The organism is Stenotrophomonas sp. 109824_Sma (genome assembly GCF_056480025.1).
The window spans coordinates 4,224,501-4,249,007 of the sequence record NZ_CM151078.1; the positions used below are offsets into that span (position 1 = coordinate 4,224,501).

Below are 24,507 nucleotides of genomic sequence, written 5' to 3' on the forward strand. Positions count from 1 at the left end.
CACACTACCGGGCGTTCAGCGTATTGATTTGTCCGTGGCCGCTTCACTAATGCGGCCGTTTGCTCCACCCTAGCGGCCCCTCCCCTGCGGCTCGCCCCACAGACACTGCTGCCATGCCCAAGCACCTGCTCATCGTCGAATCGCCGGCCAAGGCCAAGACGATCAACAAATACCTCGGCAAGGACTACACCGTCCTGGCCTCGTATGGGCATGTGCGTGACCTGATTCCGAAGGAAGGCGCGGTCGACCCGGACAACGGGTTCGCCATGCACTACGACGTGATCGACAAGAACGAAAAGCATGTCGACGCGATCGCCAAGGCCGCCAAGGGCGCCGACGACATCCTGCTGGCAACCGACCCGGATCGCGAGGGTGAAGCGATCAGCTGGCATATCGCCGAGATCCTGAAGGAACGCGGGCTGGTCAAGGACAAGCCGATGCAGCGCGTGGTGTTCACCGAGATCACCCCGCGCGCCATCAAGGAAGCGATCAGCCAGCCGCGCGCGATCGCCAGCGACCTGGTCGATGCCCAGCAGGCGCGCCGCGCGCTGGACTACCTGGTCGGCTTCAACCTGTCGCCGGTGCTGTGGCGCAAGGTCCAGCGCGGCCTGTCCGCCGGCCGCGTGCAGAGCCCGGCGCTGCGCATGATCGTCGAGCGCGAGGAAGAGATCGAAGCCTTCATCGCCCGCGAGTACTGGTCGATCGCCGCCGAGTGCGCACACCCGTCGCAGCACTTCAACGCCAAGCTGATCAAGCTGGACGGGCAGAAGTTCGAACAGTTCACCATCACCGACGGCGACACCGCCGAGGCCGCCCGCCTGCGCATCCAGCAGGCCGCGCAGGGCTCGCTGCATGTCACCGACGTGGCCAGCAAGGAGCGCAAGCGCCGCCCGGCACCGCCGTTCACCACCTCCACCCTGCAGCAGGAAGCCTCGCGCAAGCTCGGCTTCACCACCCGCAAGACCATGCAGGTGGCGCAGAAGCTGTACGAAGGCGTGGCGATCGGTGACGAAGGCACCGTCGGCCTGATCTCGTACATGCGTACCGACTCGGTGAACCTGTCGCAGGACGCGCTGGCCGAAATCCGCGACGTGATCGCCCGTGATTACGGCATCGCCTCGCTGCCTGACCAGCCGAACACCTACCAGACCAAGTCGAAGAACGCCCAGGAAGCGCACGAAGCGGTGCGCCCGACCTCGGCCCTGCGCACCCCGGCCCAGGTGGCGCGCTTCCTGACCGATGACGAGCGCCGCCTGTACGAACTGATCTGGAAGCGCGCAGTCGCCTGCCAGATGATTCCGGCCACGCTCAACACGGTCAGCGTCGACCTGTCGGCTGGCAGCGAGCACGTGTTCCGTGCCAGCGGCACCACCGTGGTGGTGCCCGGCTTCCTCGCCGTATACGAGGAAGGCAAGGACAACAAGAGCGCCGAAGACGAAGACGAAGGCCGCAAGCTGCCGGCGATGAAGCCTGGCGACCGCGTGCCGCTGGAACGCATCCAGGCCGAGCAGCATTTCACCCAGCCGCCGCCGCGCTACACCGAAGCGGCGCTGGTGAAGGCGCTGGAAGAGTACGGCATCGGCCGTCCCTCGACCTACGCCTCGATCATCCAGACCCTGCTGTTCCGCAAGTACGTGGAAATGGAAGGCCGCAGCTTCCGTCCGTCCGACGTCGGCCGCGCGGTGTCCAAGTTCCTGTCCAGCCACTTCACCCGGTACGTGGACTACGACTTCACCGCCAAGCTCGAAGACGAGCTCGACGCCGTCTCGCGTGGCGAAGAAGAGTGGATCCCGCTGATGGCCCGCTTCTGGGAGCCGTTCAAGGAGCTGGTGGAAGACAAGAAGGAATCGGTGGACCGTGCCGAGGCCAGTGGCGCGCGCGAGCTCGGCACCGACCCGAAGACCGGCAAGCCGGTCAGCGTGCGGCTGGGCCGCTTCGGGCCTTACGCCGCCATCGGCAGCACCGCCGAGGACGCCGAGGAGAAGCCGAAGTTCGCCTCGCTGCGCCCCGGCCAGTCGATGCACACCATCTCGCTGGAAGACGCGCTGGAACTGTTCCTGATGCCACGCGCGCTGGGCGAGGACAACGGCGAGCCGGTCAGCGTCGGCATCGGCCGCTTCGGCCCGTTCGCCAAGCGCGGCAGCACCTATGCCTCGCTGAAGAAGGAAGACGACCCGTACACCATCGACCTGGCCCGCGCCGTGTTCCTGATCGAAGAGAAGGAAGAGATCGCGCGCAACCGGATCATCAAGGAGTTCGAGGGCAGCGACATCCAGGTGCTGAACGGCCGCTTCGGCCCGTACATCAGCGACGGCAGGATGAACGGCAAGATCCCCAAGGATCGCGAGCCGGCATCGCTGACCCTGGCCGAAGTGCAGCAGCTGATGGAAGAAACCGGCAAGCCGGTGCGCAAGGGCTTCGGCGCCAAGAAGGCCGCCGCGAAGAAGGCACCGGCCAAGAAGGATGCGGTGAAGAAGGAAGCCGTGCCGAAGAAGGCCGCGGCCAAGAAGGCACCGACCAAGAAAGCAGTAAAGAAGGCGGCCGCAAAGAAGGCCCCGGCGAAGAAGGCCGTCAAGAAGGCAGTCAAGAAGGCCGCGAAGTAACTCCACGCCATGCGTGGATGAGGGTCAAGGTGTGCGGACCAACGGTCCGCACCTACCGTCCGCACCCACCACCCCTTCTGCACGCGGCAGGGGGATAATGAAGGCCCACGTCGGGCCGGTCGCCGCCATGAAAGAACTCACCCTGGACTCTGCTGTCGCCACGCTCCGCGCCGGCGGCGTGATCGCCTATCCGACCGAAGCGGTCTGGGGCCTGGGCTGCGATCCCTCGCATGAAGCCGCGGTGCACATGGTGCTGCGGCTGAAGCAGCGCCCGATCGAGAAGGGCATGATCCTGGTCGCCGCCGAACTGTCGCAGCTGGAGGGCTGGGTGCGCCTGCAGGCGCTGCCCGACGCCCGCCAGCGTGCGGTTCTGGCCAGCTGGCCGGGCGCCAACACCTGGATCCTGCCGGCCGGTCCGCGCGCCCAACCGTGGGTCACCGGTGAACACAGCGGCATCGCCGTACGCATCAGCGCCCACCCACTGGTCGCCGCCCTGTGCCGCGCCTGGGGTGGCCCCCTGGTCTCCACCAGCGCCAACCTGGCCGGTGAACCACCGGCACGCAGCCGTGCCGAGCTGGATCCGCGCCTGTTGCGCCTGCTCGATGGCATCCTTGATGGCGAGACCGGCGGCCTGGCCCAGCCAACCCCGATCCGCGACGCGCTCAGCGGCAACGTGCTGCGCTCCTGAACCGACGATTGCACTGCCGCGTACAATCGCGCACCCTGCCGCCATGAACCTGCTGCGCACCGCCCTGGGCCTGTGCCTGTTGCTGCCATGGACCGCACCGGCCGCCGAGGACGTGCGCGTGTACCGCTGTGTCGCCAGCAACGGCGCCGTGGCCCTGCAGGACAAGCCATGCAGCAGTGGTCGGCAGGAAGTGCGTGACCTGCAGCGCCCGCGCGACCCGGCACCACGGGTGGTGCGCAGCGACGCGACAGCCGCGCCGCCGGATGAGGCGCCGGTGATGCGTGATCGCGAGGTCCGTCACGTCTACATCCAGCCGCCGCAGCCGTTGTACGAGTGCGTGAGCGACGACGGTCGTCGCTACACCAGCGACAACAACGAGGGCAATCCGCGCTGGGTACCGTTGTGGACCAGCGTCTGGCTTCCGCACGGGCACCACGGCCCGGTCCATCCCGGCCCACGCCCGGCCTTCGGCACGCCGGTCGGCACCCCCATCGGTGAAGGAACCGGCTACCGGCCGCCCGCGGTGGGTGTCGGTGTGCAGGTCCCGGCCGGCAGCGTGCTGGTCCGCGACAGCTGTCATGCCCTGCCGCCGCAGGAAGTCTGTGCGCGCCTGCGTGACCGCCGCTGGGAACTCGATCGTCGCTACAACAGTGCGCTGCAGAGCGAGCGCACTGCCATCAGCAACGAACAGCGTGGCATCGACGCACGACTGTCGCGGGACTGCGAACGCTGAGCGCAGCGCCTGCCGTGGCATGTACGCTGTGCACATGAAGAACCTGATCTGGCTGGCCATGGGCCTGTTCGCCGGCAACGCAGTGGCCGACGACGGGGTGATCTACCGCTGTACCTCCAGCAGCAGCGATGTGCCCACCCTGCAACGTACGCCCTGCCCTGCCGGCAGCAAGCAGCAGGTGGTGCGGATTCCGGCGGCCACCAGTGCGCCACCTGCGCCGGCCACACCAGCCCCGGTGCCGCCGCCACCCGAACCGGCGACGGCGGGTACATCGCCCGCTTCGGCGCCCAGCCCCCGCCGCCCCGGCGAAGGACGCACGATCATGGAAGCCGGCATGGTCGAACGCGAAGGCGGCGATCTGATACTCGACAGTGCATCGCTGCCACGCCAGGCCGATGCCGCGCCGGACAGCAATGCGCCGCCGAAACCGCCGCTGCCACCGATCTTCCAGTGCACCGACAGCCAGGGCGGGGGCTATCTGCACGAATACGAAGCTGCTCCCGGCCGCTGCGAACTGATGACCGTGCAGGGTCTGGGCGGCGCCACCCCGGTCAACGCCGCCGGCTGCGAAGTGGTGCGCGACCGCTGCGAGGAACTGCCGGAGGCGCAGCGCTGCAGCAGCTGGCAGCAACGCTTCCGCGACGCGCGCGGCCGTGAACGGTTCGCCTCGCCGGAAAACCGCGACAACGCCCGTGGGGAACGCGAACGGCTGCAGGGCGTGCTGGAGGCCAGCAACTGCCCGGTACCGGGGTGACAGCCACCGGTAGTGCCGGCCGCTGGCCGGCAACTGCAATCATCTGAAGATCCTGTGGTTGCCGGCCAGCGGCCGGCACTACCACCGCATGATCAGAAGCCGTAACGCAGGAAACCGCCATCCACTGCGATGCATTCGCCGGTGACATAGCTGGCCGCCGGCAGGCACAGGAAGCCCACGGCCGCGGCCACTTCCTCCGGCTCGCCGATGCGGCGCATCGGCGTGCGGTTGATCACTTCTTCGTAGTAGTCCGGGTCCGACAATGGACCGGACGTGCGCCGCGTGCGGATGTACCAGGGCGCCACCGCGTTGACCCGGATGCCATCCTCGGCCCACTCGACGGCCAGGTTGCGGGTCATCTGGTGCATCGCGGCCTTGGTCATGCCGTAGACCACACCACTGCGTACGTGGGTCAGCCCGGACACGCTGCCGACATTGACGATCGACGACGACGCGTGCCGGGCCAGCAGCGGATGCGCGTAGCGCGACAGCTCGAAGGCCGAGAACAGGTTGGTCTCGAAGATCTTGCGCCACTCGTCCTCGGAATACTCCGTGGCCGCCTTGGTGACGTTGCCACCGGCATTGTTGACCAGGATGTGCAGGCCATCACTGTGGTCTTCCACCCAGTCCAGGATCTGGCGGCGGTCCTCGTCATCGGAGACGTCGGCGGCCAGCGCATGCACCTGGTGCTGCGGATACACATCCAGCAGTTCGTCGCGCGCGGTCTCCAGCATGTCGATATCGCGGCCGACGATCATCAGATCGGCGCCGAGCCCCGCCAGTTCATGCGCGATGGCCAGGCCGATGCCGGCGCTGGCGCCGGTGATCAGGGCCGTCTGGCCGTCCAGGCGCCACCGTTGCTGGGTCATGTGTCCTCCGGGGCCGTGCCCACTGCATTTCAATGCCGCAAGGATACGCGCTCACGGCGGCGCTCGGCCGGGGATGCGACACTTGCCCATACGCCCACCGCGGAGAGCTGCCATGCGCATCCTGATCCTGTCCACGTCACTGCTGGCCAGCCTGCTGCTGGCGGCCTGCCAGCGTCCGCCGACGCCGAACCCGGAGAAGCCACCGGTGCCACGAGCGATGTCGCGTGCGATCAACGAACCGCTGGACCGCGCCAAGGACGTGCAGAAAACCGTCGATGATGCCGCCGCGCGTGAGCGCAAGGCCGAGGCCGACGCAACACAGTGACCTGTGGGGTCAGAGCCCTTTGCGCTGCAAAGGGATCCGACCCCATGAACGAAAACGCCCGGCCTGAGCCGGGCGTTTTCATTCGATACCGTTGCCGGTCAGAACCCGCAGAAGCAGTACGCCAGCGCCTTCACCGGTGCGCCATTGCCCTTCTCGCGGGCCGCGTTCTCGACGAAGCGCAGCTGCGTATCCACTTCCGGCATCGTGCGCGCCAGCATCATCCGCGCCATGCCCGAATCGGACAGCATCCAGGCACCGGCGCGGCTGCCGGCGAAACCGCTGACGAACTGCGCGAACGGCGTGGCTGCCTTCTCGATGTAGCGCACGCGATAGGCATCGGCCTTGCCCAGTTTGGCGCGGCTGGCCGCATCGGCCACCGCATCCTTCAGGCCACCGAAGGCATCGACCAGGCCGCGTTCCTTGGCCTGTGCACCGCTCCAAACGCGGCCGCGGGCGACCTCGTCCACGGCCTCGACCGGCTTCTTGCGGGCGTCGGCGACGCGACCGGTGAAGTCGGCGTAGCCCTTGTTGATCACCGTCTGGATGACCTGGCCCACGGCCGGGTCCATCGGGCGGGTGACGTCGAAGGCACCGGCGAAACGGGTGGTGCCGACGCCATCGGTGTGCACGCCGATCTTGTCCAGCGCGCGGCTGAAGTTCGGCACCATGCCGAAGATGCCGATCGAACCGGTGATGGTCGACGGATCGGCATAGATGCGATCGGCATTCATGCTGATCCAGTAGCCACCGGAGGCGGCCAGGTCACCCATCGACACCACCACCGGCTTGCCGGCGGCCTGCAGCGCCACCACTTCGCGGCGGATCTGCTCGGAGGCGAACACTTCACCGCCCGGCGAATCCACGCGCAGCACCACCGACTTCACGTTGTCGTCGTCGCGCGCGGCGCGCAGCAGCGCCGAGGTCGACTCGCCACCGATGCGACCGGCCGGCAGGTCACCGCCACTGATTTCGCCGGCGGCCACCACCACGGCCACCTGCGGACGCGAGTCCACCGGGTTGCGGCGCGCGTCGAGCAGGGCCAGGTAGCGGCCGAAGTCGACGTTGCGGAAACCGCCATCGGCATCCTCGTCGGCCACGCCGCGCTCGATCATCAGATCCTCGAATTCCTCGCGGGTCTTCAGCGCGGTCACCAGCTTCTGCTGCAGGGCGAACTTGGCCAGGTCGCCACCGGCGGCAGCGATGCCTTCCGGCAGCGTGTCGATGCCGGCGGCCAGCTGCGCCGGATCCAGGCGGCGGGCCTTGGCGATGTCGCCCAGATAGCGCTGCCACACATCATTCATCCAGAACAGGTCGGCTTCCTTGGAGGCCGGCGACGCAGCATCGAGCACGTACGGCTCGGCCGCGGACTTGTACTCGCCCACCTTGAACAGGTGCACGTCCACGCCCAGCTTGTCCTGCAGGCCGGTGCGGAAGTACTGGCGGTAGCGGCCCAGGCCTTCGAGCACGACCGAACCCATCGGGTCCAGGTAGACCTCGTCGGCCTGCGCGGCCAGCAGGTACTGCGACTGGCCCATGCTCTCGCTGTAGGCCACCAGCTGCTTGCCGGAGGCGCGCAGGTCCTGCAGCGCGGCGGCCACTTCACGCAGCGAGGCGAAGCCGGACGGCTGCAGCTTGTCCAGCTCCAGCACCACGCGTTCGATCTTCTTGTCTTCCTTGGCCGACTCGATCACCCGCAGCAGGTCGCGCAGCTGGATCTCTTCGGCACCGTTGTCACCCACTGCCTTGGCCAGCGCGCGGCTGACCGGATCGGCACTGAACTGCTCGACCAGGCGGCCTTCCGGCGCGATCACGAGCGTCGTGCGGTCCTGCAGCGACTTGCTGGCACCGGCGCCCATGCCGGCGGCGATGACGAACATCACCAGCAGCAGGAACAGCAGGCCGAAGAACACCAGGTTGAGGATCAACCGGCGGGTGAAGTTCATGACGTCCCACAGCCCGATGAAGAAGCTGGCGACGGGATTGCGACGCGCCGGGGGCAGCGGGGGCACGGGTTGATTCATGGAACGCTCCGGATGGCTTCTTGCCGTGGTACCAGCATAGCCGGTGCCGCGTGATGCGGCATCGGACACAAGTCAGGGGATCGCCCGCCATGGGTCGGCAGGGCGGGCGGGACGATCAGGACAACATCGACTGGCCGATGCGCAGGCTGCTGCGGCGCAGGCGCCAGCCCATCAGGATGGCAGCGGCGGTCAGGCCGACGATCAGGCCGATCCACATGCCCTGCGGGCCCATGCCCAGCCCCAGGCCGAGGCCGGCGCCGAGCGGCATGCCCAGGCCCCAGTACGCGAACATGGCGATGAACATCGGCACGCGGGTGTCCTTCAGCCCGCGCAGCGCGCCGGCCGACAGCACCTGGATGCCGTCCGGGAACTGGAAGGTGGCCGCGTACAGCAGCAGGGTCGAGGCCAGCCCGGCCACCGCCAGGTCGTTGGTGTATACACCGACGATGGCATCGTGGCCGAACAGCAGCACCGCCGCCGACAACGTCTGCGTGCCCATGATGATCGCGTAACCGGCCCAGGCCGCGCGCCGCACGCCGAAGCCGTCACCACGGCCGACCGCATGGCCGACGCGCACGGTGGTGGCCTCGGCCACGCCCATCGGGATCATGAAGCACAGCTGGGCGACATTGATCGCGATCTGGTGCGCGGCCGCTTCATTGGCACCGAGGCGGCCGATCAGCAGCGCGGTGACGATGAACAGGCCGCCTTCCATCAGCACGGTGATGCCGATCGGCAGGCCGGTGCGCAGCAGCTCCCAGATCGCCTTCCAGCGCGGTCCTTCGAAGTGCGAGAACAGCTGCAGGCGGGCGAAGCGCTTGGTGAACCACAGGTAGGTGGCGAAGGCGATCGCCTGCAGCCACATCATCACCGCCGAGGCGATGCCCAGGCCTTCGGCGCCCATTTCCGGGAAGCCGAGCTTGCCGTTGGCCAGCACATAGCCCATCGGTGCCAGCACCAGCAGGCCACCGAAGCCGAGCAGCATGGTCGGCAGCGTCCAGTGCATGCCCTCGCTGAGATAGCGCATGCAGAAATACAGGGTCAGCGCAGGTCCGCCCCAGCGCACCGCATGCAGGAATGCGGTGGTCCCCGGCACGATGTCCGGCGCGATGCCGAATGCCGGCAGCAGCGGCGGCACCACGGTGAGGAAGGTGAACATGATCAGGCCCAGCCCCAGCGCCAGCCACAGTGCCTGGCGGAACAGCGGGCCGATCTCGCGCTCGCGGCCGGCGCCATGCAGCTGCGACACCGAGGCGGTGAGCGAGATCAGGGTGCCGATCGGAATCAGCATCGGCAGCCACAGCAGCGCCGTACCGATGGTGACGGCGGCCAGCGTGGCCGTGGCGTGGTGGCCAGCAATCACGTTGTCGACGAAGGAGATCAGACCGGTGGACACATGACCCAGCACGAGCGGCAGGGCGAGCAGACCGGTGGCGCCGACTTCCTTGCTGAAGCGCGGCGTGGAGGTTGCAGTAGACATAAGGTGCTTGACGCGAACTGCGGTTGCGCGCGAAGGGCACAGGCACCGGGTTGCGGGCGCCCATCTTACGCGGGCGGCGCGTGCATTCCCATGACATGGCGTGAATGCTGGGTTTCAGCCGCCCCACACAAAAAGGGGACGGAGGGGATTAAGTCGTATCCGGCACTAGCGGGCCTGAAACGACTTAATCCCCTCCGTCCCTTTTTTACTGGCCGGCCTGGCGCTTGAGCCAGCTGTCGCGCTCGGCGGCGGGCACGGCGAGGAAGGCGCTGCGCACGGTGTCGCGTTCCTGCGGTGGCGTGCGCTGCGCGACCAGGGTCAGCTGGGCCAGCTGCGCCGGGCTGAGCTGGCGCAGTACGGCCAGCGCGGTCTCGCGCTGTTCCGGGGGCACGAAGCCGAACAAGCCATGCAGCTTGGGGAATTCCAGGCCCAGTTGCGGGCCCAGCCGCCACCCGTCGCGGAACGCCTGGTCCTGGTCGCGGAACTGTTGGCGCAGGCGCTGCTGCTGGTCCGCAGGCAGCGCATTGAATCGCGCAGCCGCCTGGCGGATACGCTCGCGCTCTCCTTCAGGCAACGCGCGCCACGCGGCGTAGTCGGCGCGGCGTTGGCGCTGTTGCTGCGCATCGAGCTGGGCGAAGGCAGCGGGTGCTGCCGTCGTCGATGCCGGCGAAGCCACCGGCGTGGCCGGCGACGACGGTGGCGGCAACGGCACGTTCAACGATTGCGGTGCCGCAGACAGCGACAACGGCAGGGCCAGCAACAGGCTGGCGAACCAGGACTTATTCATCGGCAGCAGCGGTTTCCAGCGTGGCGCTGGCCGGCTCCGGCCGGCTCGGCTTGGATTGCGATTCGTCTACCGGCAGCGGACCGCCCGCGGCAGTCCACGCGTACAGGTCGGCATCGGCCACCAGCGGGTAGTCGCGGTCGGCCAGCATCGTGGCGTCGTCCGTGGCCTGGGCCGTGGTCGCATCCGGGGTGGCGTTGACCTTGCTTGGTGGCAGGGCTTCCACCGTCACCGGACCGGCTTCGCCCACCACACCCTCCGGCAGCGGTGCATCACTGCCGAAGGAATGCCCCTGCCAGTAGCGCCAGCCCAGCGCTGCGGCCAACAGCACCGCCACGGTCACCAGCAGGATCAGCGGACCGCGCCAGCGCGGCTTGGCGTTCGTGCGACGGCGCTTGCCATGGGCGGCCGCACGCTCATCGCGCTGCGGTGCGCGCCAGCTCGAGGTCGGGGCTTCGTTGTGGGCGGCCGGTGCGGCGGGTTGCTGCAGCTGCTGCAGGCGCGCGGCCGGCAGCTCACGGATGCGCGCCTGCACCTGTTCGGCCAGCTGGCGCCAGGCCGAGGCATCCGGCTGGCCGTGGGCATCACGCGGGCAGGCGTCGGCCAGCAGGTGCTGGTAGCCGGCCTCGTCCTGGTCGAGCACGCGCATGGCGATGCCCTCATCCAGGCTGCCGCCCACCCGCAGCAGCAATGCCAGGCGCGGCAGCGGTGGCATCGCGCCCAGCGCGGCCAACGGCGGCCCCCACTGCCCGCCCGCCGGCTCGCGCAACGCCTGGCGCTGGCCCAGCAGGGTCCAGAAGCGGGTCGGCCACTGCGCCATCGGCAGATCGCTGGCGACGGCGGCAAAGGCGCGCATCACCGCCACCAGGGTCTGCTCGGCGCGCGCGGCATCGCCGCACTGCAGTTCAGCGACCACCAGGGCACGGCGCTCGACGCCACGCAGGAACGCCGACAGCGCGCCGGCCGCGGTCGAGGAAACAGGGGCGGGCACAGCCGTCATCGGTCACTCCAAAGGTCTGCCGGCATGATAGCGGCAGGCCATCGACGCCCGTAGGACTTGCGCCCACAGGCACTTCGTGCTGCAGGTTGTGCACAGCACCACGCCCCCGCAGCGGAAAACTGGGGCATCCAGCTGAATTCACTCTGTTTCAGCATTGTTTCACACTTAAGTTGTTGATTTTGAATGTTTTTACTATGTGGCGATTTTTTGACCAACCCAAGCGTGAGGCCGTCGCCATCGGCCTTCTGCGTTTCCGCTGACCGTTAACGCACAACGTTATCCACAGAACATGTGGATAAGACTGAATCTCCAATGGACACCGATATTTAGGTGACATTTATGATTCAACGGGCGCCGCCCGGCCGCTCCCTCTTCTGCCATTCGCGCGCGCATGGCCCGTTACACTGGCCCGATGCTTTCACCGATTCCGACCCTGCAGGTCGCCCTGCCCGTCCCCCTGCCCCGCCTGTTCGACTACCTGTCGCCTGAGGGTGATGGCCCGGCGGTCGCGGTCGGCTGCCGCCTGAAGGTGCCATTCGGCAACCGGGAGCTGGTCGGTGTGGTGGTCGGTCACGGCCAGATCGACGACGGCCAGGGACTGCGCCAGGCCCTGGCCTGGTGCGACCCGCAGCCGCTGCTGCAGGGTGAGCTGTGGCAGAGCCTGCAATGGCTGGCGCGCTACACCCACGCCCCCCTGGGCGAGGTGCTGAGCACCGCCCTTCCCGGCCCGCTGCGCCATGGCGAGCCCCTGCCGGACACCCACCACTGGGGCTGGCAGCTGACCCCGGAAGGCCGCGATCAGCGCGACAGGCTGCGCGCCGGCAGCCGCCCACGGCAACTGGCCGAACTGCTGGCCGAAGCCATCGTGGATGAGGACGTGCTGGGCGAACGCATGGAGGACTGGCGCACCGCCGCACGCAGCCTGGCCAAGCGCGGGCTGGCCGAGCGCGTTGCGCTGAGCGTGGCCCCCCAACACGCGCAGCCACTGCCCGGCCCCACGCTCAACCCGGACCAGGCCGAGGCCGTGGCGGCGATCAACGCCGCCGACGGCTTCCAGCCGTTCCTGCTGGATGGCGTGACCGGCAGCGGCAAGACCGAGGTCTATCTGCAGGCGATCATCCATTGCCTGGCACAGGGCAAGCAGGCGCTGGTGCTGGTGCCGGAAATCGGCCTGACCCCGCAGACCCTGGCACGCTTCCGCGGCCGCCTCGGCATCGCCGTGCATGCGCTGCATTCGGGGTTGAACGACAACGAGCGCGCGCGCGTCTGGGCAGCGGCCTCACGCGGCGAAGCACGCGTCATCGTCGGCACCCGCTCGGCAGTGTTCACGCCGCTGCCCCAGGCCGGCCTGCTGATCGTCGACGAGGAACACGACGGCAGCTACAAGCAGCAGGACGGCATCCGTTACCACGCGCGCGATTTCGCCCTGGTCCGGGCCAAGTCGCTGGGCATTCCGGTTCTGCTGGGCAGTGCCACGCCCTCGCTGGAAACCCTGCACAACGCCTACGCAGGGCGTTACACCCACCTGCGCCTGAAACAGCGCGCCGGCGATGCGCGGCCACCGCGCGTGCGCATCCTGGACGTACGCAAGCGCCCGCTGCATGACGGCCTCTCCGCCGATGTGCTGGCCGGCATCGGCGAGCACCTGCAGCGCGGCCAGCAGGTACTGGTCTTCAAGAACCGCCGCGGCTATGCGCCGGTGCTGCTTTGCCACGACTGCGGCTGGACCGCGCCATGCCAGCGCTGCGATGCGCCGATGACGGTGCATGGTGGCGGTCGTCGCCTGCAGTGCCACCACTGCGGTGCGCGGCAACCGGCGCCGCTCGCGTGCCCGGCCTGCGGCAGCCTGGCGCTGCAGCCGCAGGGCATCGGCACCGAACGCCTGGAAGAACACCTCACCGCCGCCTTCGCCGACTTCCCCGTGGTACGCATCGACCGCGGCACCACCTCACGGCGCGACGCGCTGGAACAGCAGCTGGCGAAACTGGGCGACCAGCCCGGCATCCTGGTCGGCACGCAGATCCTGGCCAAGGGCCACGACCTGCCCAAGCTGACGCTGGTGGTGGTGGTCGGCATCGACGAAGGTCTGTTCTCCGCCGACTTCCGCGCCAGCGAGAAACTGGCCCAGCAGCTGATCCAGGTGGCCGGTCGCGCCGGACGTGCACGTGACCCCGGCGAGGTCTGGCTGCAGACTCATCACCCCGGGCACCCGCTGCTGGAAACCCTGGTGAGCGGTGGCTACCAGCCGTTCGCGCAGGCCGAGTTGAACCAGCGCCAGGCGGCCGGATTCCCGCCGTTCGCGCATCTGGCGCTGATGCGCGCCGAAGCGCAGCAGGTGGAGCATGCCAACGCGTTCCTGCTGGCCGCTCGGCAGTTGCTGGGCGAGCAGAACGTGGTCGAAGCCTACGGCCCGATGCCGGCACCGATGCCACGGCGTGCTGGCTACCAGCGCACGCAGCTGCTGCTGTCGGCCATGCAGCGGCCGCCGCTGCATGGTGTGCTTTCGCAGTTGGTGCCGCAGCTGTATGCACTGCCGGAAGCACGCAAGGTGCGCTGGTCGCTGGATGTGGATCCGACGGATCTGTATTGAGGGGTCGGAGCCCACCCGCTGGGTGGGATCCGACCCCGATGGCCAGGGGGTCGGATCCCTTTTCGCAGAAAAGGGCTCTGACCCCGAACGCCACCGCTTACGTCAGCGGCGACATCACGCCGCGCTGGTAGGCCGGGCGCTCCCGCAGCCGCGCGTACCAGTCAGCCAGATGCGGCAGCTCCGGGCGCTGGATCGGCAGTTCGAACCAGGCGTAGATCAGCGAACCCAGCGGGATGTCACCCATCGCAAACGTCTCGCCCGACAGCCACGGCTGTTTCGCCAGGGTGGCATCGGCCATTGCCAGGTAGTCACCGGCGCGGACGATGGCGGCGCTGATGCGCGCTTCGTCGCGGTCGGCCGGCGCGGTGCGCATGATGCCCCAGACCAGGTCGCTGTACAGCGGCGCCATCCGCGAGGTGCTCCAGTCCATCCACTTCTCGGCCTGGGCGCGCTGCATCGGATCTTCGGCGTACAGGGTGCCCAGCGCGTAGCGCGCGCTGAGGTAGCGCACGATGGCATTCGATTCCCATAGCGGCAGGCCGTGGTCTTCGATCACCGGCACCAGGCTGTTGGGATTCATCGCCTGGTACTCCGGCGTCTGCGTACCACCATGGCTGCCTCCGACCTCGATGGACTCATACGGCAGGCCGATCTCCTCGGCGCACCACAGTACCTTGCGGACGTTGCTGGAATTGCGGCGGCCCCAGATCTTCAACATGCGGGTTTTCCTTGCTGGCAATGCGAGCGGCAACGATACGCCTGATCGGAGTGGAGATGTGCGTGCCGGATGCGGGACCAGGCATCTGGGGCTTGCCGGCCAGCGGCCGGCACTACCGGCTCTTTTTTGGCAGCGCGCGCACGTAGGACGACTTGCCGTCCTTCTTCAGCTCGAACAACCCGATTGCTGCCAGCAGATCACTGAGCTTGCCGTAGCCGTAGTTGCGCGGATCGAACGAGGCCTGGTTGCCGATCTGGCTGCCGACCGGCCCCAGGTGCGACCAGCCATCCTCGCCCTCGGCCGAGGACACCGCGCGGCGCAGCATCTTCACCAGCCGCGTGTCGCTGCGCATCTCCGCCCCGCTCTTGCGCGGGCGCGCATCATCACTGGCGACGGGCTCGTTCGACGCCTGTTCGCTCGATGCCTGCTCGGCATCCGGCACGCTGGCATGGGTCTGGCCCAGCGCTTCCAGATAGGTGAACTTCGAGCACGCGTTGACGAACGGTTCGGGCGTCTTCTTTTCGCCGAAGCCATACACCTTCACGCCATCGGTCAGCAGGCGCATCACCATCGGGGTGAAATCGGCATCGCTGGACACGATGGCGAACCCATCAAGGTTGCGCGCGTACAGCAGGTCCATGGCATCGATCACCATCGCCATGTCGGAGGCATTCTTGCCCTTGCTGTAGGCGAACTGCTGGATCGGGCGGATCGCATATTCGTGCAGCACCGCTTCCCAGCCCTTCAACCGCGGGCTCTTCCAGTTGCCATAGGCGCGGCGCACGTTGGCCACGCCGTAGCGGGCGACTTCGGCCAGGACCTCGTCGATCTTCGAGGCCGGCGCGTTGTCGGCGTCGATCAACAGGGCGATGCGCTTTTCCGGTTCGCTCATGGGCTCCTCAGGGGCCGTTGCCTGAACCCGAGTATCGCCGATCCACGCGGGCGCTGACGTGACAGGCAGCCGCCGTGCGAAGATGCCAGGCGCTTCCCCCAATGCCCCCACTGGAGTGAGTCGATGAGTCGCGAGCGCGTTTCCCACCTGGTCGTTGTCGGCGGCGGTTTTGCCGGCCTCTGGGCCACCCGTGCCCTGGCCCGCGAGCGCATACGCATCACCCTGGTCGACCGCCGCAACCATCACCTGTTCCAGCCGCTGCTGTACCAGGTGGCCACCGCCGGCCTGTCCGCGCCGGATATCGCTGCACCGCTGCGCCACATCCTCGGCCACCAGCGCAACGTGGAAGTACGCCTGGGCGAAGTGGTCGCCATCGACAAGCAGGCCCGGCAGATCCGCATGGCCGATGGCAGCACGCTGGACTACGACAGCCTGCTGCTGGCCACCGGCGCCACCCACGCCTACTTCGGCAACGACCAGTGGGCCGATGATGCGCCCGGCCTGAAGACGCTGGACGATGCCATCGCGCTGCGCCGCAAGCTGCTGCTGGCATTCGAGCGCGCCGAGGCCGAACCGGACCCGGCGAAGAAGGCGGCATGGCTGAGCTTCGCGGTGGTCGGCGGCGGTCCCACCGGCGTCGAACTGGCCGGCACCCTGGCCGAGATCGCGCGGCATACGCTGCGCAACGAATTCCGCCACATCGACCCGGCCAGCGCCAAGGTGCGGCTGGTCGAGGCCGGCCCGCGCGTGCTGTCCTCGTTCCCGGAAGTGCTTTCGCTGAAGGCGCGCCGGCAGCTTGAAAAGCTGGGCGTGGAAGTGCTGACCGGTACCCCGGTGAGCGACATCGACAGCCAGGGCTTCAAGCTCGGTGACCAGTTCGTGCCGGCACGCACCGTGGTGTGGGCCGCCGGCGTGGCTGCTTCGCCGCTGGCGCGCACGCTGGACGTGCCGCTGGACCGCGCCGGCCGCGTGCAGGTGCAACCGGACCTGACCCTGCCCGACCACCCGGAGCTGTTCGTGGCCGGCGATCTGGCCGCACTGAACCAGGCCAACGGCAAGCCGGTGCCCGGCGTGGCGCCTGCCGCCAAGCAGATGGGCAAGTACGTGGCCGAGGTGATCCGCGCGCGGCTGCATGCCAAGGCGGCACCGGGGCCGTTCAAGTACGCCGACTACGGCAACCTCGCCACCATCGGCCGCATGGCCGCGATCGTGCACCTGGGCCGGCTGCAGTTGTCGGGCATCCTGGCCTGGTGGTTCTGGCTGGCCGCGCACGTGTTCTTCCTGATCGGCTTCCGCAACCGCATCGTGGTGCTGCTGAACTGGGCGGTCGCGTACTGGAGCTACCAGCGCAGCGCGCGCATCATCTTCGGTGATGACCAGGAAGACCGGCGGCCGAAGCGGTAGGGCCGAAGACGGACACGGTTCTCTGCCTGGGAGTAGATCCACGCCATGCGTGGATGAATGTCTGTGCAGGACGCATCGAGCTCAGCCACGCATGGCGTGGCTCTACTGCCTCATCGGGCCACCTGGCACCCGCCGTTTCGACCATGTCCGGCAGAAGTCCTCCTTCCTTGCGGTATCGGCAATCTGCGCGGTACTCCAATGCCGGGTGATCCAGATCGTCAACGCGGTGCTGCTCAGATGCCAGCGCAGCATGCCGTGCCGAGGCTGTCGCCACAGATGGCGTCGGGCAATCCAGAAGGCCTCCCGCTCCACTTCCGGCACCTTCTTCTGCATCACGTCCTTGTCGAAGAACTGCGCGGCGAAGCGCCAGGGGTTCATCGGCTGGTATCCCGCCCGTGGTTCACTACTGCACGCAGCCACACCACTGGGCGCGCGGTCCGCCGGCTTCGGCCGGCCTTCCACCAGCGCCAGTCCGAGCAGGTACAGCAGGCCAGGCAGCAGCGCGATACCGGCGACCACTACGACGACGGAGATCAATGCCTTGCCAGCAGCGCGCATCGCGCTCACTTCGCCTTTGGTTTTGGATACCACAGTGCGTTGACGATGACCCAGCGCTGGTCGAAGCGCCCCATGTGGAAGTAGTCGACGAACCACGGGGTTTCCAGCCGCACCGAGGCCGCGTTGCCGGTCACGTCCAGCACCGTGCAGCGGCGGTCCCATTGATCCTTCGGCGTCTTCAACGCGCCCTGCTTCGTCAGCGAGACCAGCTCTTCCTTCGACATCCGGCGCAGGCCCAGGCGTTCATCGGGTGTATCGCCGAGGACCGCGCGCTTGGCCAGATCCGGATGCAGGGAGCGGGCGACGCGCTGCGGGTCGGCCTCCAGCTGGCCGTCGACGTAATCGTGGCAGGTAGCTTCGATGGCCGCGATGGTGGCCGGGTCTGCGGCGGGACTTGTTGATGCGGAGAGAGCGAACAGCAGGGCGATCGTGGACATCCGGGTCTCCAGGGCTGGGCGCGGGGCGATCATCGCATGGGCCGGGCAGCCCATCCACGCATGGCGTGGCTCTACTGGGACCGGCGATGTCGGCAGGCCGGAGCCGAGCGTGGGCGTGGATCTACAGAAGCGTCTCGGCTGGTGCCTGCAGCCAGGCCAGCTTGCGTTCGCGCGGCTGCTGCTTGAGTTGCCACTCGGCGCGTGAGGCGGCGGCCCGGTCCGGGTACTCGCGCACGGCCAGCACGCGCAGCGGTGGCCGTGCCCGGGTGTAGCGCGCGCCCTTGCCGGCCTGGTGGGCGGCGAAACGCGCCTCCACATCGGTGCTGATGCCGGCGTAATAGCTGCCATCGCGGCATTCGAGCAGGTACAGGAACCACGGGCGGAGGGACGGGGCCATGCCCGGATTATGCCGTGCTGCACTGCAGCGGATATACTGGCGCCCGAATGCAGGAGAGAGGCGCCGCGCTGGCGCCCGCCGAAGGCGCAGGCTCCCATGATCGCTCAGGCCGGTGGGCTGGAATCCCACCAACCATGCATTCGACTCGCCGAGCTGGAGAGAGGTCACCGGGCACGCCCGGGACGATCCGCCGAAGGGGCACGCGGCCCACGCCGCTGAACTCTCAGGCAAAAGGACAGCGGGAGCGGCACCGGTCATCGTCATCCCGTCATTGCGCAGGCAGTGGCGGTATACGCGCATGGCCGGCCCCACCGCGCCCGGAGCCTGCCCCATGCTGCTGTCCATCATCTACCTGATCGCCATTTCCGCCGAAGCCATGACCGGCGCGCTGTCCGCCGGCCGCCGCCGCATGGACCTGTTCGGCGTGGTCATGATCGCCTGCGTCACCGCCCTCGGCGGCGGCTCGCTGCGCGACATCCTGCTCGGCCATTACCCGCTGGGCTGGGTGAAGCATCCCGAGTACCTGGGCTTCACCGTATGCGCGGCGCTGATCGCCACCTGGGTCGCACGCTGGATGCACCACTTCCGCCGCACCTTCCTGGTGCTCGATGGCCTGGGCCTGATCGCCTTCACCCTGATCGGCTGCTCGATCGCGCGCGAGGCCGGCCATGCGATGCCGATCGTGCTGATCGCCGGCATGCTGACCGGCGCGTTCGGCGGCGTGCTGCGCGACATCCTCTGCAACGAGGTGCCGCTGATCTTCCAGAAGGAGCTGTACGCGATCATCGCGCTGCTGACCGGCGCGGCCTATCTGTTGCTGCTGCATTGGGGCGTGGCCGATGCCACTGCGATCCTGTGCTGCCTGGGCGGCGGCTTCGCGCTGCGCCTGCTGGCGATCCACTACCGCTGGGAAATGCCGAAGTTCGTGTACCACGACGAAGTGCATTGAGGTTCGCGTTCGCCGAGCATGGGGTTCCAGGCTTGGCGCGGATCTACTGCACCACCCCGGCGATGTACCTGGCGCTGTCGCTCATGCGCAGCGCCAGGCGCATCGCCGGTGCAGATGGGCCGGTCTCCAACTCCGGCCGGCCCTGATCGCGGCCGCACCCCCGCAGGCGCTGGCCGCCATCCACACACGTGCCGCACTCAAGCGGCTTCGGACACCTTCACGTCGCGACGGGCGCGCACGGCCGCAGCCAGTCGCTGCAACACCGTCACGGTGGTGTCCCAGTCGATGCAGCCATCGGTGATGCTCTGCCCGTAGACCAGCGGCTGGCCTTCCACCAGTTCCTGGCGGCCACCAACCAGATGGCTCTCGATCATCACACCAACGATGCGCTGTTCGCCGTCTTCCAACTGAACGGCGATGTCCTCGATCACCTTCGGCTGGTTTTCCGGATTCTTCAGGCTGTTGGCATGGCTGGCGTCGATCATCAGGCGCGTCGGCAGCCTGGCCTTGGCCAGCACCTGGCAGGCGTCGGCGACGCTGCCTGCGTCGTAGTTCGGCTGCTTGCCGCCGCGCAGGATCACATGGCAATCCGGATTGCCGGCGGTCGATACGATGGCGGTACCGCCCTGCTTGGTGACCGACAGGAAGTGGTGCGGATTGGACGCTGCACCCACCGCGTCGGCGGCGATCTTCACGTTGCCATCGGTGCCGTTCTTGAAGCCGACCGGGCACGACAGCCCCGACGCCAGCTCGCGATGCACCTGGCTTTCGGTGGTGCGTGCACCGATCGCGCCCCACGCCACCAGGTCGGCGATGTACTGCGGCGAGATCACGTCAAGGAACTCGACACCGGCTGGCAGGCCGAGCTTGTTGATGTCGCGCAGCAGGCCGCGGGCGATGCGCAGGCCCTTGTCGATCCTGAAGCTGCCATCCAGGTCCGGATCGTTGATCAGGCCCTTCCAGCCCACCGTGGTGCGCGGCTTCTCGAAGTACACGCGCATGACGATTTCCAGTTCGCCGGCCAGCGCGTCGCGCAGCGGCTTGAGGCGCTGGGCGTATTCGATGGCGGCCTTCGGGTCGTGGATCGAGCACGGGCCCACCACCACCGCAAGGCGATCGTCACGGCCATGCAGGATCTGGTGCAGGGCCGCGCGCGAGGCGCTGACGGTGTCGGAGGCTTCATCGTCACAGGGCAGCATCGCCAGCAGCTGGGCGGGCGGTGTCAGCGGTTCGATGGTGCGGATACGCAGGTCGTCGGTGTGCGGGGGCATTGCAGGAGATCTCCGGAACGTTGGGGGTCCCCAGCGTGGCGGCATGAAAAAAGCCGCCAGGTTCGCTGGCGGCTTTCGGGAATGCGTCTGAAGCTTTCTTCAGGGTGAGCGCAGTCCTTCCTCCGCCAGTGGCTTCGGAAAGTAATACCAGTAAAAGCGGGTAGCGGCTGCGTTCATGGGGTGTATTGATAGCACAGCTTTTGCGCAGTGCAAAATGTTTCATCCGCAACTGGGGACCCGGTTCAGCGAGGTGCGCGCCAGCGCTGCCTACCTGGCAGCAGCCACGCAGAGTCGCTCATTTGCCATGCACTTCCACGTCCAGCAGCAGGCCTTCGTGGATGTCGGCCCAGCGTTCCAGCACGCGATCCAGCTCCTGCCTGGCCTCGTCCAGCTGCTCGGGGTTGAGCAGGGAACGGGCGGTGTAGAGGTCGGAGACCAACCGCCGCAGGGCCGCTTCCGGGATGGCGACCGACGGCCCTTCCAGCCCCGGCAACTGCAATGCCGGGCTGTCGCCAAGCGGGCCGAACAGCGTGACCTGGAGCGTGCTCTGCATGATCAACTTCCCTGCGGATGGACATGGGCAATGCACTGTTTACCGCGTCCGGGTGACAGGCGCATGTGCCATGCTCGCTTGAATGGCCTGGGGTTGCCGGCCAGCGGCCGGCACTACCGAAGCGAGCGCATCGCGCGTTTGCGGATGTAGGCGTTGGCGGTGCTGTCGTGCTCGCGCTGCCAGCGCGCGCAGAGTTCGCGCAGCCACTGCGGCTTTGTCTTTCCGGCATCATTGAGCCAGTTGCCGACGGAATCCTGCACATAGCGTTCCGGGTCATCGGCCAGTGCTTCCAGCAGCGCCACTGCATGTTCCGGATGTTGCTTGAACAGGGCGATGTGCGTGGCCCAGACACCACGCGGGCGCAGTGCTTCGCAGGCGAAGCGGCGCAGGTACGGCGATGTTTCCTGTGTCCACGGTTGCAGGTACCCGAGCGCCTGCACCGGCGCGGAAACAATGTCCGTGCGTAGCGCCAGCCACGCCCATTCGCGCACTCCGAAGTGTGGGTCGTCGGCCAGCGTGCGCATCTGCTGCAGCTTCTCTGCCAACGTTGCGCGAGCATCGCTGCCGATCAGATAACAGGCCCAGCCGCGCACGGTATCGGAGCTGTGATGCTGCCAGAGTGCAGGCGCGCCCTGCCCCGCCCCGCGCAGCAACTGCGCGGCCAAGGCCATGCGCTGGGTGATGCCCTTGCCTGAGGCTTCGTGCATGCGGTGCAGCGCTTCGGGTTCAAGCGCAGGCGCTACCCCTTGCAACAGCTCGGCGAAATCCACTGCCAGGCATTCGGCCAGATGGGTAGCGGCGGCGTTGCCGCTGTTGAGTGCGCGCCGCCGTTCCGCTGGAATGGGCGTGCTCATGCTGCGGATTCCCGCCCGGCGTCCGTGTGCTGCCAGACCTTGTGCAGCAGCCGTGACAGCTGTTGCTGTTCATCCGCATCCAGGCCGTTGAACAGGCCGCCGATCCACTGTGTGTGCTGCTCGAACAGCGCTTCGGCCAGGCGCGCCCCCTTTGCGGTCAACACGATCTGCAGGCGGCGGCCATCCTCGGCATCGCTGCGACGCTGCAGCAGGCCTTCGCGTTGCATGCCGTCGAGCAGGCCGCTGATGGTGGCACGGGTCACGCCGGCACGCTCTGCCAGTTCATGGGGCGGCAGCGTGCCGCCCGCCCCGTGTAGCAGGAACAGCACGATGAAGCGGCCCTCGCTGAGCCCGTGCGGTGCAAGCCGGGCAGCGCAGTCGCGATCGATCGACGAGGCCAGCGAGAGCAGCTGGAAACACAGGCGCAGCTGCGCGACGTTGGCGTGGCCGCGTCGCTGCGCCTCATCCAGCAGGGCATGGTGCTTGGCTTTGATCATGGCACCCCTTCAATATGATTAGCCACCTAATCATATTATAAAAATACTTCATCCATGAACCACGCCGGTGTTCAGGAGAACGTCCCCAGCAACAGGCGCGCGATCAGCCCGCCGCCCTCACGGTGCAGCAGCTGCAGTTCGCCTGCGTGCCGCCTGGCCACATTGGCGGCCACAGCCAACCCCAACCCGGCGCCACCGGTGGCGCGGCTGCGCGAGCTCTCGCTGCGCTGGAACGGTTGCAGCAGGCGTGCACGGTCGGCCTCGGCGATGCCCGGGCCGCGGTCCATCACATCCAGCTGCACCCTGTGGCCGGCCATGGCGAGCTGCAGCTCCACGGCCCCGGCGTAGCGCTCGGCGTTGTCGATGAGATTGTCGACCGCGCGCCGGATCAGCAGCGCATCGCCGTTCCAGCGCAGCGTGTCCGGCCCCTGGATGGAGATGCCGGCTCCGCGCAGCAGCGCCGCCTGCACGCACTCCTCCAGCAGCGCAGCCAGATCCAGCGAGTGCATCTGCAACGGCTGCAGTTCACCACGTGCGTAGTCGAGCACCTGCTCGATCATCGTATCCATGCGCTCGATGTCCGCCACCATCCGTGCCGCCTGTGGCGCAGGCGCAAACTCGGCGCGTAGGCGCAGGCCGGTCAACGGCGTGCGCAGATCATGCGCCACTGCGGCCAGCATGTGGGTCATGTCCTGTGCCTGCGCATGCAGGCGATCGCGACCGGTGCTGATCGCAGCGGCCAGCATCTGTACCTCGCGTGGGCCGTCATCCGGCAAGGGCGCTGCGGCCTGCAGGTCCACCCGTGCGCTGGCTTCGGCCAGGCGGTGCAGCGGGCGTCCCAGCCGGATCGATGCCCACGCCGCCAGCGGCGCCAGCAGGACCGCACCACCCAGCAGCGCAAGCACCACCTGGCGGCGCCAGGCCGCCAGATCGCTGTGATCGCTGCCGACCACCTGCCAACGGCCATCGGCCTGGCGTACGCCCAGTTCAAACGGCGGCCATTGCATGGCGGTCAGTACCGCCGCCTGCGCCTTCAGTACACCGGCCCGCGCCGTGGCATCGAGCACGGTACCCCCCTCGATGACCTGCACGTCCGGCGCCTTGCCCTGCCCACTCCAGACCAGGCGTACCTCCTTCGCCGGCAAACCCATCTGCAGCGCCGCCAACTGGGTGAGCCAGTCGCTGGCGCTGCCCTGTGGTGGTGCGTCCTGTGTCGCCAGATGCAGGCCCAATGGCGCTGCGGCCTGTTCGCCGCGCAGCACCTGCACGGCCTGGTCCAACCGCATCGGCGGAGGCGCGGGCCGGGGCATCCAGCCAACCACGGCCACGCTGACCAATGTCGCCAGCAGCAGGCTGGCCAGGGCCAGCATCGCGATCCAGCGCGCGGTCGGCCACCGGCTGCTCACAACACCTGTACCTCGGCGTCGAAGCGGTAGCCTTCACCGCGCAAGGTCTGCACCAGGGCTTCAGCACCGGGTGAGGCCTGCCCCAGCTTGCGTCGCAGCCGACTGATCGCCAGGTCGACCGCACGATCGACGCTGTCGGTGGGTTCACCGCGGCTCAGCTGCAGCAGCTGCTCACGCCCCAGCACCCGCCCGGGACGTTCGGCCAGCGCCAGCAGCAGGCTGAACTCACCGCGGCTGAGCATCAGTTCGTTTCCGTCCGGCGCGAACAGGCGACGTTGATCAGGCAGCAGCCGCCAACCGGCAAAGCGCAGTTCGCTGGCCACCTGCGCGCGCAGCTTGTGCTGGCGGCGCAGCAGCGCGCGTACCCGTGCCAGCAGCTCCCGCGGATCGAACGGCTTGGCCAGGTAGTCGTCCGCACCCATCTCCAGTCCGATCACCCGATCCGGCGCGCTGCCCATCGCCGACAGCATCAGGATCGGGATGGCGCGTGCCTGCAGCCGGCGGCAGACCGAAAGCCCGTCCTCGCCGGGCATCATCCAGTCAAGGATGATCAGGTCGGGCCGTTCGCTCTGCAGCACCATGTCGAGCGCCGTCGCGTCCGCGGCCACCCGCACCTGGTAGCCATGCAGCAACAGGCAATCGGCGATGGCATCGCGGATGCTGGCGTCGTCATCGACAACGATGACACGGGCGGGAGTCGTCATGCGGGCAGTATCGGGCCGGT

The 24,507-nt window shown here is 67.9% G+C and carries 24 protein-coding genes and 2 riboswitches; of the genes, 8 read left to right on the forward strand and 16 right to left on the reverse strand.

The features are described from left to right. The first annotated feature begins 113 nt into the window (after window positions 1–113). From ACZK1G_RS19815 to ACZK1G_RS19830, 4 genes are all read left to right on the forward strand, one after another. The gene (locus tag ACZK1G_RS19815) at window positions 114–2,603 is read left to right on the forward strand and encodes a DNA topoisomerase I (protein WP_101766149.1); all 2,490 of its coding nucleotides are present in this window, start codon (window positions 114–116) and stop codon (window positions 2,601–2,603) included. Window positions 2,604–2,700: 97 nt separating this feature from the next. Continuing rightward, complete coding sequence (gene tsaC / locus ACZK1G_RS19820) at window positions 2,701–3,291, forward strand: L-threonylcarbamoyladenylate synthase type 1 TsaC (protein ID WP_080347457.1); 591 nt, start codon at window positions 2,701–2,703, stop codon at window positions 3,289–3,291. A gap of 43 nt (window positions 3,292–3,334) precedes the next feature. Next, complete coding sequence (locus tag ACZK1G_RS19825; RefSeq protein WP_049443278.1) at window positions 3,335–4,024, forward strand: hypothetical protein; 690 nt, start codon at window positions 3,335–3,337, stop codon at window positions 4,022–4,024. A gap of 34 nt (window positions 4,025–4,058) precedes the next feature. Next, on the forward strand, window positions 4,059–4,778 hold the full coding sequence (locus tag ACZK1G_RS19830) for a hypothetical protein (protein ID WP_049443325.1): 720 nt from the start codon (window positions 4,059–4,061) through the stop codon (window positions 4,776–4,778). A gap of 92 nt (window positions 4,779–4,870) precedes the next feature. On the opposite strand, the gene ACZK1G_RS19835 is transcribed toward ACZK1G_RS19830, so the two are convergent. After that, complete coding sequence (locus tag ACZK1G_RS19835) at window positions 4,871–5,647, reverse strand: SDR family oxidoreductase (RefSeq protein ID WP_014038643.1); 777 nt, start codon at window positions 5,645–5,647, stop codon at window positions 4,871–4,873. Between the two features lie 112 nt (window positions 5,648–5,759). Here ACZK1G_RS19835 and ACZK1G_RS19840 point away from each other — a divergent pair, with 112 nt between their 5' ends. Next, the gene (locus ACZK1G_RS19840; protein ID WP_014038644.1) at window positions 5,760–5,972 is read left to right on the forward strand and encodes a hypothetical protein; all 213 of its coding nucleotides are present in this window, start codon (window positions 5,760–5,762) and stop codon (window positions 5,970–5,972) included. Between the two features lie 98 nt (window positions 5,973–6,070). On the opposite strand, the gene sppA is transcribed toward ACZK1G_RS19840, so the two are convergent. The 4 genes from sppA to ACZK1G_RS19860 form a co-directional block, all read right to left on the reverse strand. Beyond that, complete coding sequence (gene sppA, locus ACZK1G_RS19845) at window positions 6,071–7,993, reverse strand: signal peptide peptidase SppA (protein WP_032958263.1); 1,923 nt, start codon at window positions 7,991–7,993, stop codon at window positions 6,071–6,073. Between the two features lie 115 nt (window positions 7,994–8,108). After that, window positions 8,109–9,473, reverse strand: a complete 1,365-nt coding sequence (locus ACZK1G_RS19850) for an MATE family efflux transporter (protein ID WP_101766150.1) — start codon at window positions 9,471–9,473, stop codon at window positions 8,109–8,111. A 205-nt stretch (window positions 9,474–9,678) separates the two neighbouring features. Then, on the reverse strand, window positions 9,679–10,260 hold the full coding sequence (locus tag ACZK1G_RS19855; RefSeq protein ID WP_049443277.1) for a DUF3106 domain-containing protein: 582 nt from the start codon (window positions 10,258–10,260) through the stop codon (window positions 9,679–9,681). Next, the gene (locus tag ACZK1G_RS19860; RefSeq protein WP_049443276.1) at window positions 10,253–11,257 is read right to left on the reverse strand and encodes a hypothetical protein; all 1,005 of its coding nucleotides are present in this window, start codon (window positions 11,255–11,257) and stop codon (window positions 10,253–10,255) included. The genes ACZK1G_RS19855 and ACZK1G_RS19860 overlap by 8 nt, the downstream gene beginning before the upstream one ends. 412 nt (window positions 11,258–11,669) lie before the next feature. Here ACZK1G_RS19860 and ACZK1G_RS19865 point away from each other — a divergent pair, with 412 nt between their 5' ends. Continuing rightward, window positions 11,670–13,847: a primosomal protein N' gene (locus ACZK1G_RS19865; RefSeq protein WP_101766151.1), complete on the forward strand. Its 2,178-nt coding sequence runs from the start codon at window positions 11,670–11,672 to the stop codon at window positions 13,845–13,847. A gap of 97 nt (window positions 13,848–13,944) precedes the next feature. Here the strand turns inward: ACZK1G_RS19865 and ACZK1G_RS19870 are convergent, their stop codons facing one another. Both ACZK1G_RS19870 and ACZK1G_RS19875 read right to left on the reverse strand, forming a co-directional pair. Beyond that, a complete protein-coding gene (locus ACZK1G_RS19870; RefSeq protein ID WP_101766152.1) occupies window positions 13,945–14,565 on the reverse strand; it encodes a glutathione S-transferase family protein in 621 nt (206 codons plus the stop codon). Between the two features lie 112 nt (window positions 14,566–14,677). Further along, on the reverse strand, window positions 14,678–15,457 hold the full coding sequence (locus ACZK1G_RS19875) for an NYN domain-containing protein (protein ID WP_101766153.1): 780 nt from the start codon (window positions 15,455–15,457) through the stop codon (window positions 14,678–14,680). Between the two features lie 123 nt (window positions 15,458–15,580). Here ACZK1G_RS19875 and ACZK1G_RS19880 point away from each other — a divergent pair, with 123 nt between their 5' ends. Then, window positions 15,581–16,861, forward strand: coding sequence for an NAD(P)/FAD-dependent oxidoreductase (locus ACZK1G_RS19880; protein ID WP_101766154.1), 1,281 nt, complete (start codon window positions 15,581–15,583; stop codon window positions 16,859–16,861). A gap of 102 nt (window positions 16,862–16,963) precedes the next feature. Here the strand turns inward: ACZK1G_RS19880 and ACZK1G_RS19885 are convergent, their stop codons facing one another. The 3 genes from ACZK1G_RS19885 to ACZK1G_RS19895 all read right to left on the reverse strand — a co-directional run bounded on the left by ACZK1G_RS19885 (window position 16,964) and on the right by ACZK1G_RS19895 (window position 18,253). Continuing rightward, the gene (locus tag ACZK1G_RS19885) at window positions 16,964–17,419 is read right to left on the reverse strand and encodes a hypothetical protein (RefSeq protein ID WP_101766155.1); all 456 of its coding nucleotides are present in this window, start codon (window positions 17,417–17,419) and stop codon (window positions 16,964–16,966) included. Between the two features lie 5 nt (window positions 17,420–17,424). Further along, window positions 17,425–17,856 (reverse strand): nuclear transport factor 2 family protein, encoded by a 432-nt coding sequence (locus ACZK1G_RS19890; RefSeq protein ID WP_075676067.1) that lies wholly within the window; start codon window positions 17,854–17,856, stop codon window positions 17,425–17,427. A 121-nt stretch (window positions 17,857–17,977) separates the two neighbouring features. Continuing rightward, window positions 17,978–18,253 (reverse strand): GIY-YIG nuclease family protein, encoded by a 276-nt coding sequence (locus ACZK1G_RS19895; RefSeq protein WP_049443272.1) that lies wholly within the window; start codon window positions 18,251–18,253, stop codon window positions 17,978–17,980. A 40-nt stretch (window positions 18,254–18,293) separates the two neighbouring features. Continuing rightward, a riboswitch (glycine riboswitch) is annotated at window positions 18,294–18,383 on the forward strand. A gap of 13 nt (window positions 18,384–18,396) precedes the next feature. Then, a riboswitch (glycine riboswitch) is annotated at window positions 18,397–18,500 on the forward strand. An 84-nt stretch (window positions 18,501–18,584) separates the two neighbouring features. Here ACZK1G_RS19895 and ACZK1G_RS19900 point away from each other — a divergent pair. Then, entirely contained in the window at window positions 18,585–19,202 is a 618-nt protein-coding gene (locus tag ACZK1G_RS19900; RefSeq protein WP_005411215.1) for a trimeric intracellular cation channel family protein, read from the forward strand. 197 nt (window positions 19,203–19,399) lie between these two features. Here the strand turns inward: ACZK1G_RS19900 and ACZK1G_RS19905 are convergent, their stop codons facing one another. The 6 genes from ACZK1G_RS19905 to ACZK1G_RS19930 form a co-directional block, all read right to left on the reverse strand. Next, the gene (locus tag ACZK1G_RS19905; RefSeq protein ID WP_101766156.1) at window positions 19,400–20,473 is read right to left on the reverse strand and encodes a 3-deoxy-7-phosphoheptulonate synthase; all 1,074 of its coding nucleotides are present in this window, start codon (window positions 20,471–20,473) and stop codon (window positions 19,400–19,402) included. Between the two features lie 295 nt (window positions 20,474–20,768). Then, a complete protein-coding gene (locus ACZK1G_RS19910) occupies window positions 20,769–21,026 on the reverse strand; it encodes a hypothetical protein (RefSeq protein WP_049443322.1) in 258 nt (85 codons plus the stop codon). A 113-nt stretch (window positions 21,027–21,139) separates the two neighbouring features. Beyond that, window positions 21,140–21,880 (reverse strand): DNA alkylation repair protein, encoded by a 741-nt coding sequence (locus tag ACZK1G_RS19915; RefSeq protein WP_101766157.1) that lies wholly within the window; start codon window positions 21,878–21,880, stop codon window positions 21,140–21,142. Continuing rightward, complete coding sequence (locus ACZK1G_RS19920) at window positions 21,877–22,377, reverse strand: MarR family winged helix-turn-helix transcriptional regulator (protein ID WP_101766158.1); 501 nt, start codon at window positions 22,375–22,377, stop codon at window positions 21,877–21,879. The genes ACZK1G_RS19915 and ACZK1G_RS19920 overlap by 4 nt, the downstream gene beginning before the upstream one ends. Window positions 22,378–22,448: 71 nt before the next feature. Further along, window positions 22,449–23,747: a sensor histidine kinase gene (locus ACZK1G_RS19925; protein ID WP_049443321.1), complete on the reverse strand. Its 1,299-nt coding sequence runs from the start codon at window positions 23,745–23,747 to the stop codon at window positions 22,449–22,451. Between the two features lie 32 nt (window positions 23,748–23,779). After that, complete coding sequence (locus tag ACZK1G_RS19930) at window positions 23,780–24,487, reverse strand: response regulator (RefSeq protein ID WP_049443268.1); 708 nt, start codon at window positions 24,485–24,487, stop codon at window positions 23,780–23,782. Between the last annotated feature and the right edge of the window lie 20 nt (window positions 24,488–24,507).

Excerpts from the sequence above, each read along its gene's own strand:
- ACZK1G_RS19880 (WP_101766154.1), top strand. The coding sequence starts at position 15,581 with ATGAGTCGCGAGCGCGTTTCCCACCTGGTCGTTGTCGGCGGCGGTTTT.
- ACZK1G_RS19865 (WP_101766151.1), top strand. The coding sequence starts at position 11,670 with ATGCTTTCACCGATTCCGACCCTGCAGGTCGCCCTGCCCGTCCCCCTG.
- tsaC (WP_080347457.1), top strand. The coding sequence starts at position 2,701 with ATGAAGGCCCACGTCGGGCCGGTCGCCGCCATGAAAGAACTCACCCTG.
- ACZK1G_RS19855 (WP_049443277.1), bottom strand. The coding sequence starts at position 10,260 with ATGAATAAGTCCTGGTTCGCCAGCCTGTTGCTGGCCCTGCCGTTGTCG.
- ACZK1G_RS19925 (WP_049443321.1), bottom strand. The coding sequence starts at position 23,747 with ATGCTGGCCCTGGCCAGCCTGCTGCTGGCGACATTGGTCAGCGTGGCC.
- ACZK1G_RS19825 (WP_049443278.1), top strand. The coding sequence starts at position 3,335 with ATGAACCTGCTGCGCACCGCCCTGGGCCTGTGCCTGTTGCTGCCATGG.
- ACZK1G_RS19920 (WP_101766158.1), bottom strand. The coding sequence starts at position 22,377 with ATGATCAAAGCCAAGCACCATGCCCTGCTGGATGAGGCGCAGCGACGC.
- ACZK1G_RS19815 (WP_101766149.1), top strand. The coding sequence starts at position 114 with ATGCCCAAGCACCTGCTCATCGTCGAATCGCCGGCCAAGGCCAAGACG.
- ACZK1G_RS19870 (WP_101766152.1), bottom strand. The coding sequence starts at position 14,565 with ATGTTGAAGATCTGGGGCCGCCGCAATTCCAGCAACGTCCGCAAGGTA.
- ACZK1G_RS19895 (WP_049443272.1), bottom strand. The coding sequence starts at position 18,253 with ATGGCCCCGTCCCTCCGCCCGTGGTTCCTGTACCTGCTCGAATGCCGC.
- sppA (WP_032958263.1), bottom strand. The coding sequence starts at position 7,993 with ATGAATCAACCCGTGCCCCCGCTGCCCCCGGCGCGTCGCAATCCCGTC.
- ACZK1G_RS19915 (WP_101766157.1), bottom strand. The coding sequence starts at position 21,880 with ATGAGCACGCCCATTCCAGCGGAACGGCGGCGCGCACTCAACAGCGGC.
- ACZK1G_RS19900 (WP_005411215.1), top strand. The coding sequence starts at position 18,585 with ATGCTGCTGTCCATCATCTACCTGATCGCCATTTCCGCCGAAGCCATG.
- ACZK1G_RS19930 (WP_049443268.1), bottom strand. The coding sequence starts at position 24,487 with ATGACGACTCCCGCCCGTGTCATCGTTGTCGATGACGACGCCAGCATC.
- ACZK1G_RS19905 (WP_101766156.1), bottom strand. The coding sequence starts at position 20,473 with ATGCCCCCGCACACCGACGACCTGCGTATCCGCACCATCGAACCGCTG.
- ACZK1G_RS19910 (WP_049443322.1), bottom strand. The coding sequence starts at position 21,026 with ATGCAGAGCACGCTCCAGGTCACGCTGTTCGGCCCGCTTGGCGACAGC.
- ACZK1G_RS19885 (WP_101766155.1), bottom strand. The coding sequence starts at position 17,419 with ATGCGCGCTGCTGGCAAGGCATTGATCTCCGTCGTCGTAGTGGTCGCC.
- ACZK1G_RS19860 (WP_049443276.1), bottom strand. The coding sequence starts at position 11,257 with ATGACGGCTGTGCCCGCCCCTGTTTCCTCGACCGCGGCCGGCGCGCTG.
- ACZK1G_RS19890 (WP_075676067.1), bottom strand. The coding sequence starts at position 17,856 with ATGTCCACGATCGCCCTGCTGTTCGCTCTCTCCGCATCAACAAGTCCC.
- ACZK1G_RS19830 (WP_049443325.1), top strand. The coding sequence starts at position 4,059 with ATGAAGAACCTGATCTGGCTGGCCATGGGCCTGTTCGCCGGCAACGCA.
- ACZK1G_RS19875 (WP_101766153.1), bottom strand. The coding sequence starts at position 15,457 with ATGAGCGAACCGGAAAAGCGCATCGCCCTGTTGATCGACGCCGACAAC.
- ACZK1G_RS19835 (WP_014038643.1), bottom strand. The coding sequence starts at position 5,647 with ATGACCCAGCAACGGTGGCGCCTGGACGGCCAGACGGCCCTGATCACC.
- ACZK1G_RS19850 (WP_101766150.1), bottom strand. The coding sequence starts at position 9,473 with ATGTCTACTGCAACCTCCACGCCGCGCTTCAGCAAGGAAGTCGGCGCC.
- ACZK1G_RS19840 (WP_014038644.1), top strand. The coding sequence starts at position 5,760 with ATGCGCATCCTGATCCTGTCCACGTCACTGCTGGCCAGCCTGCTGCTG.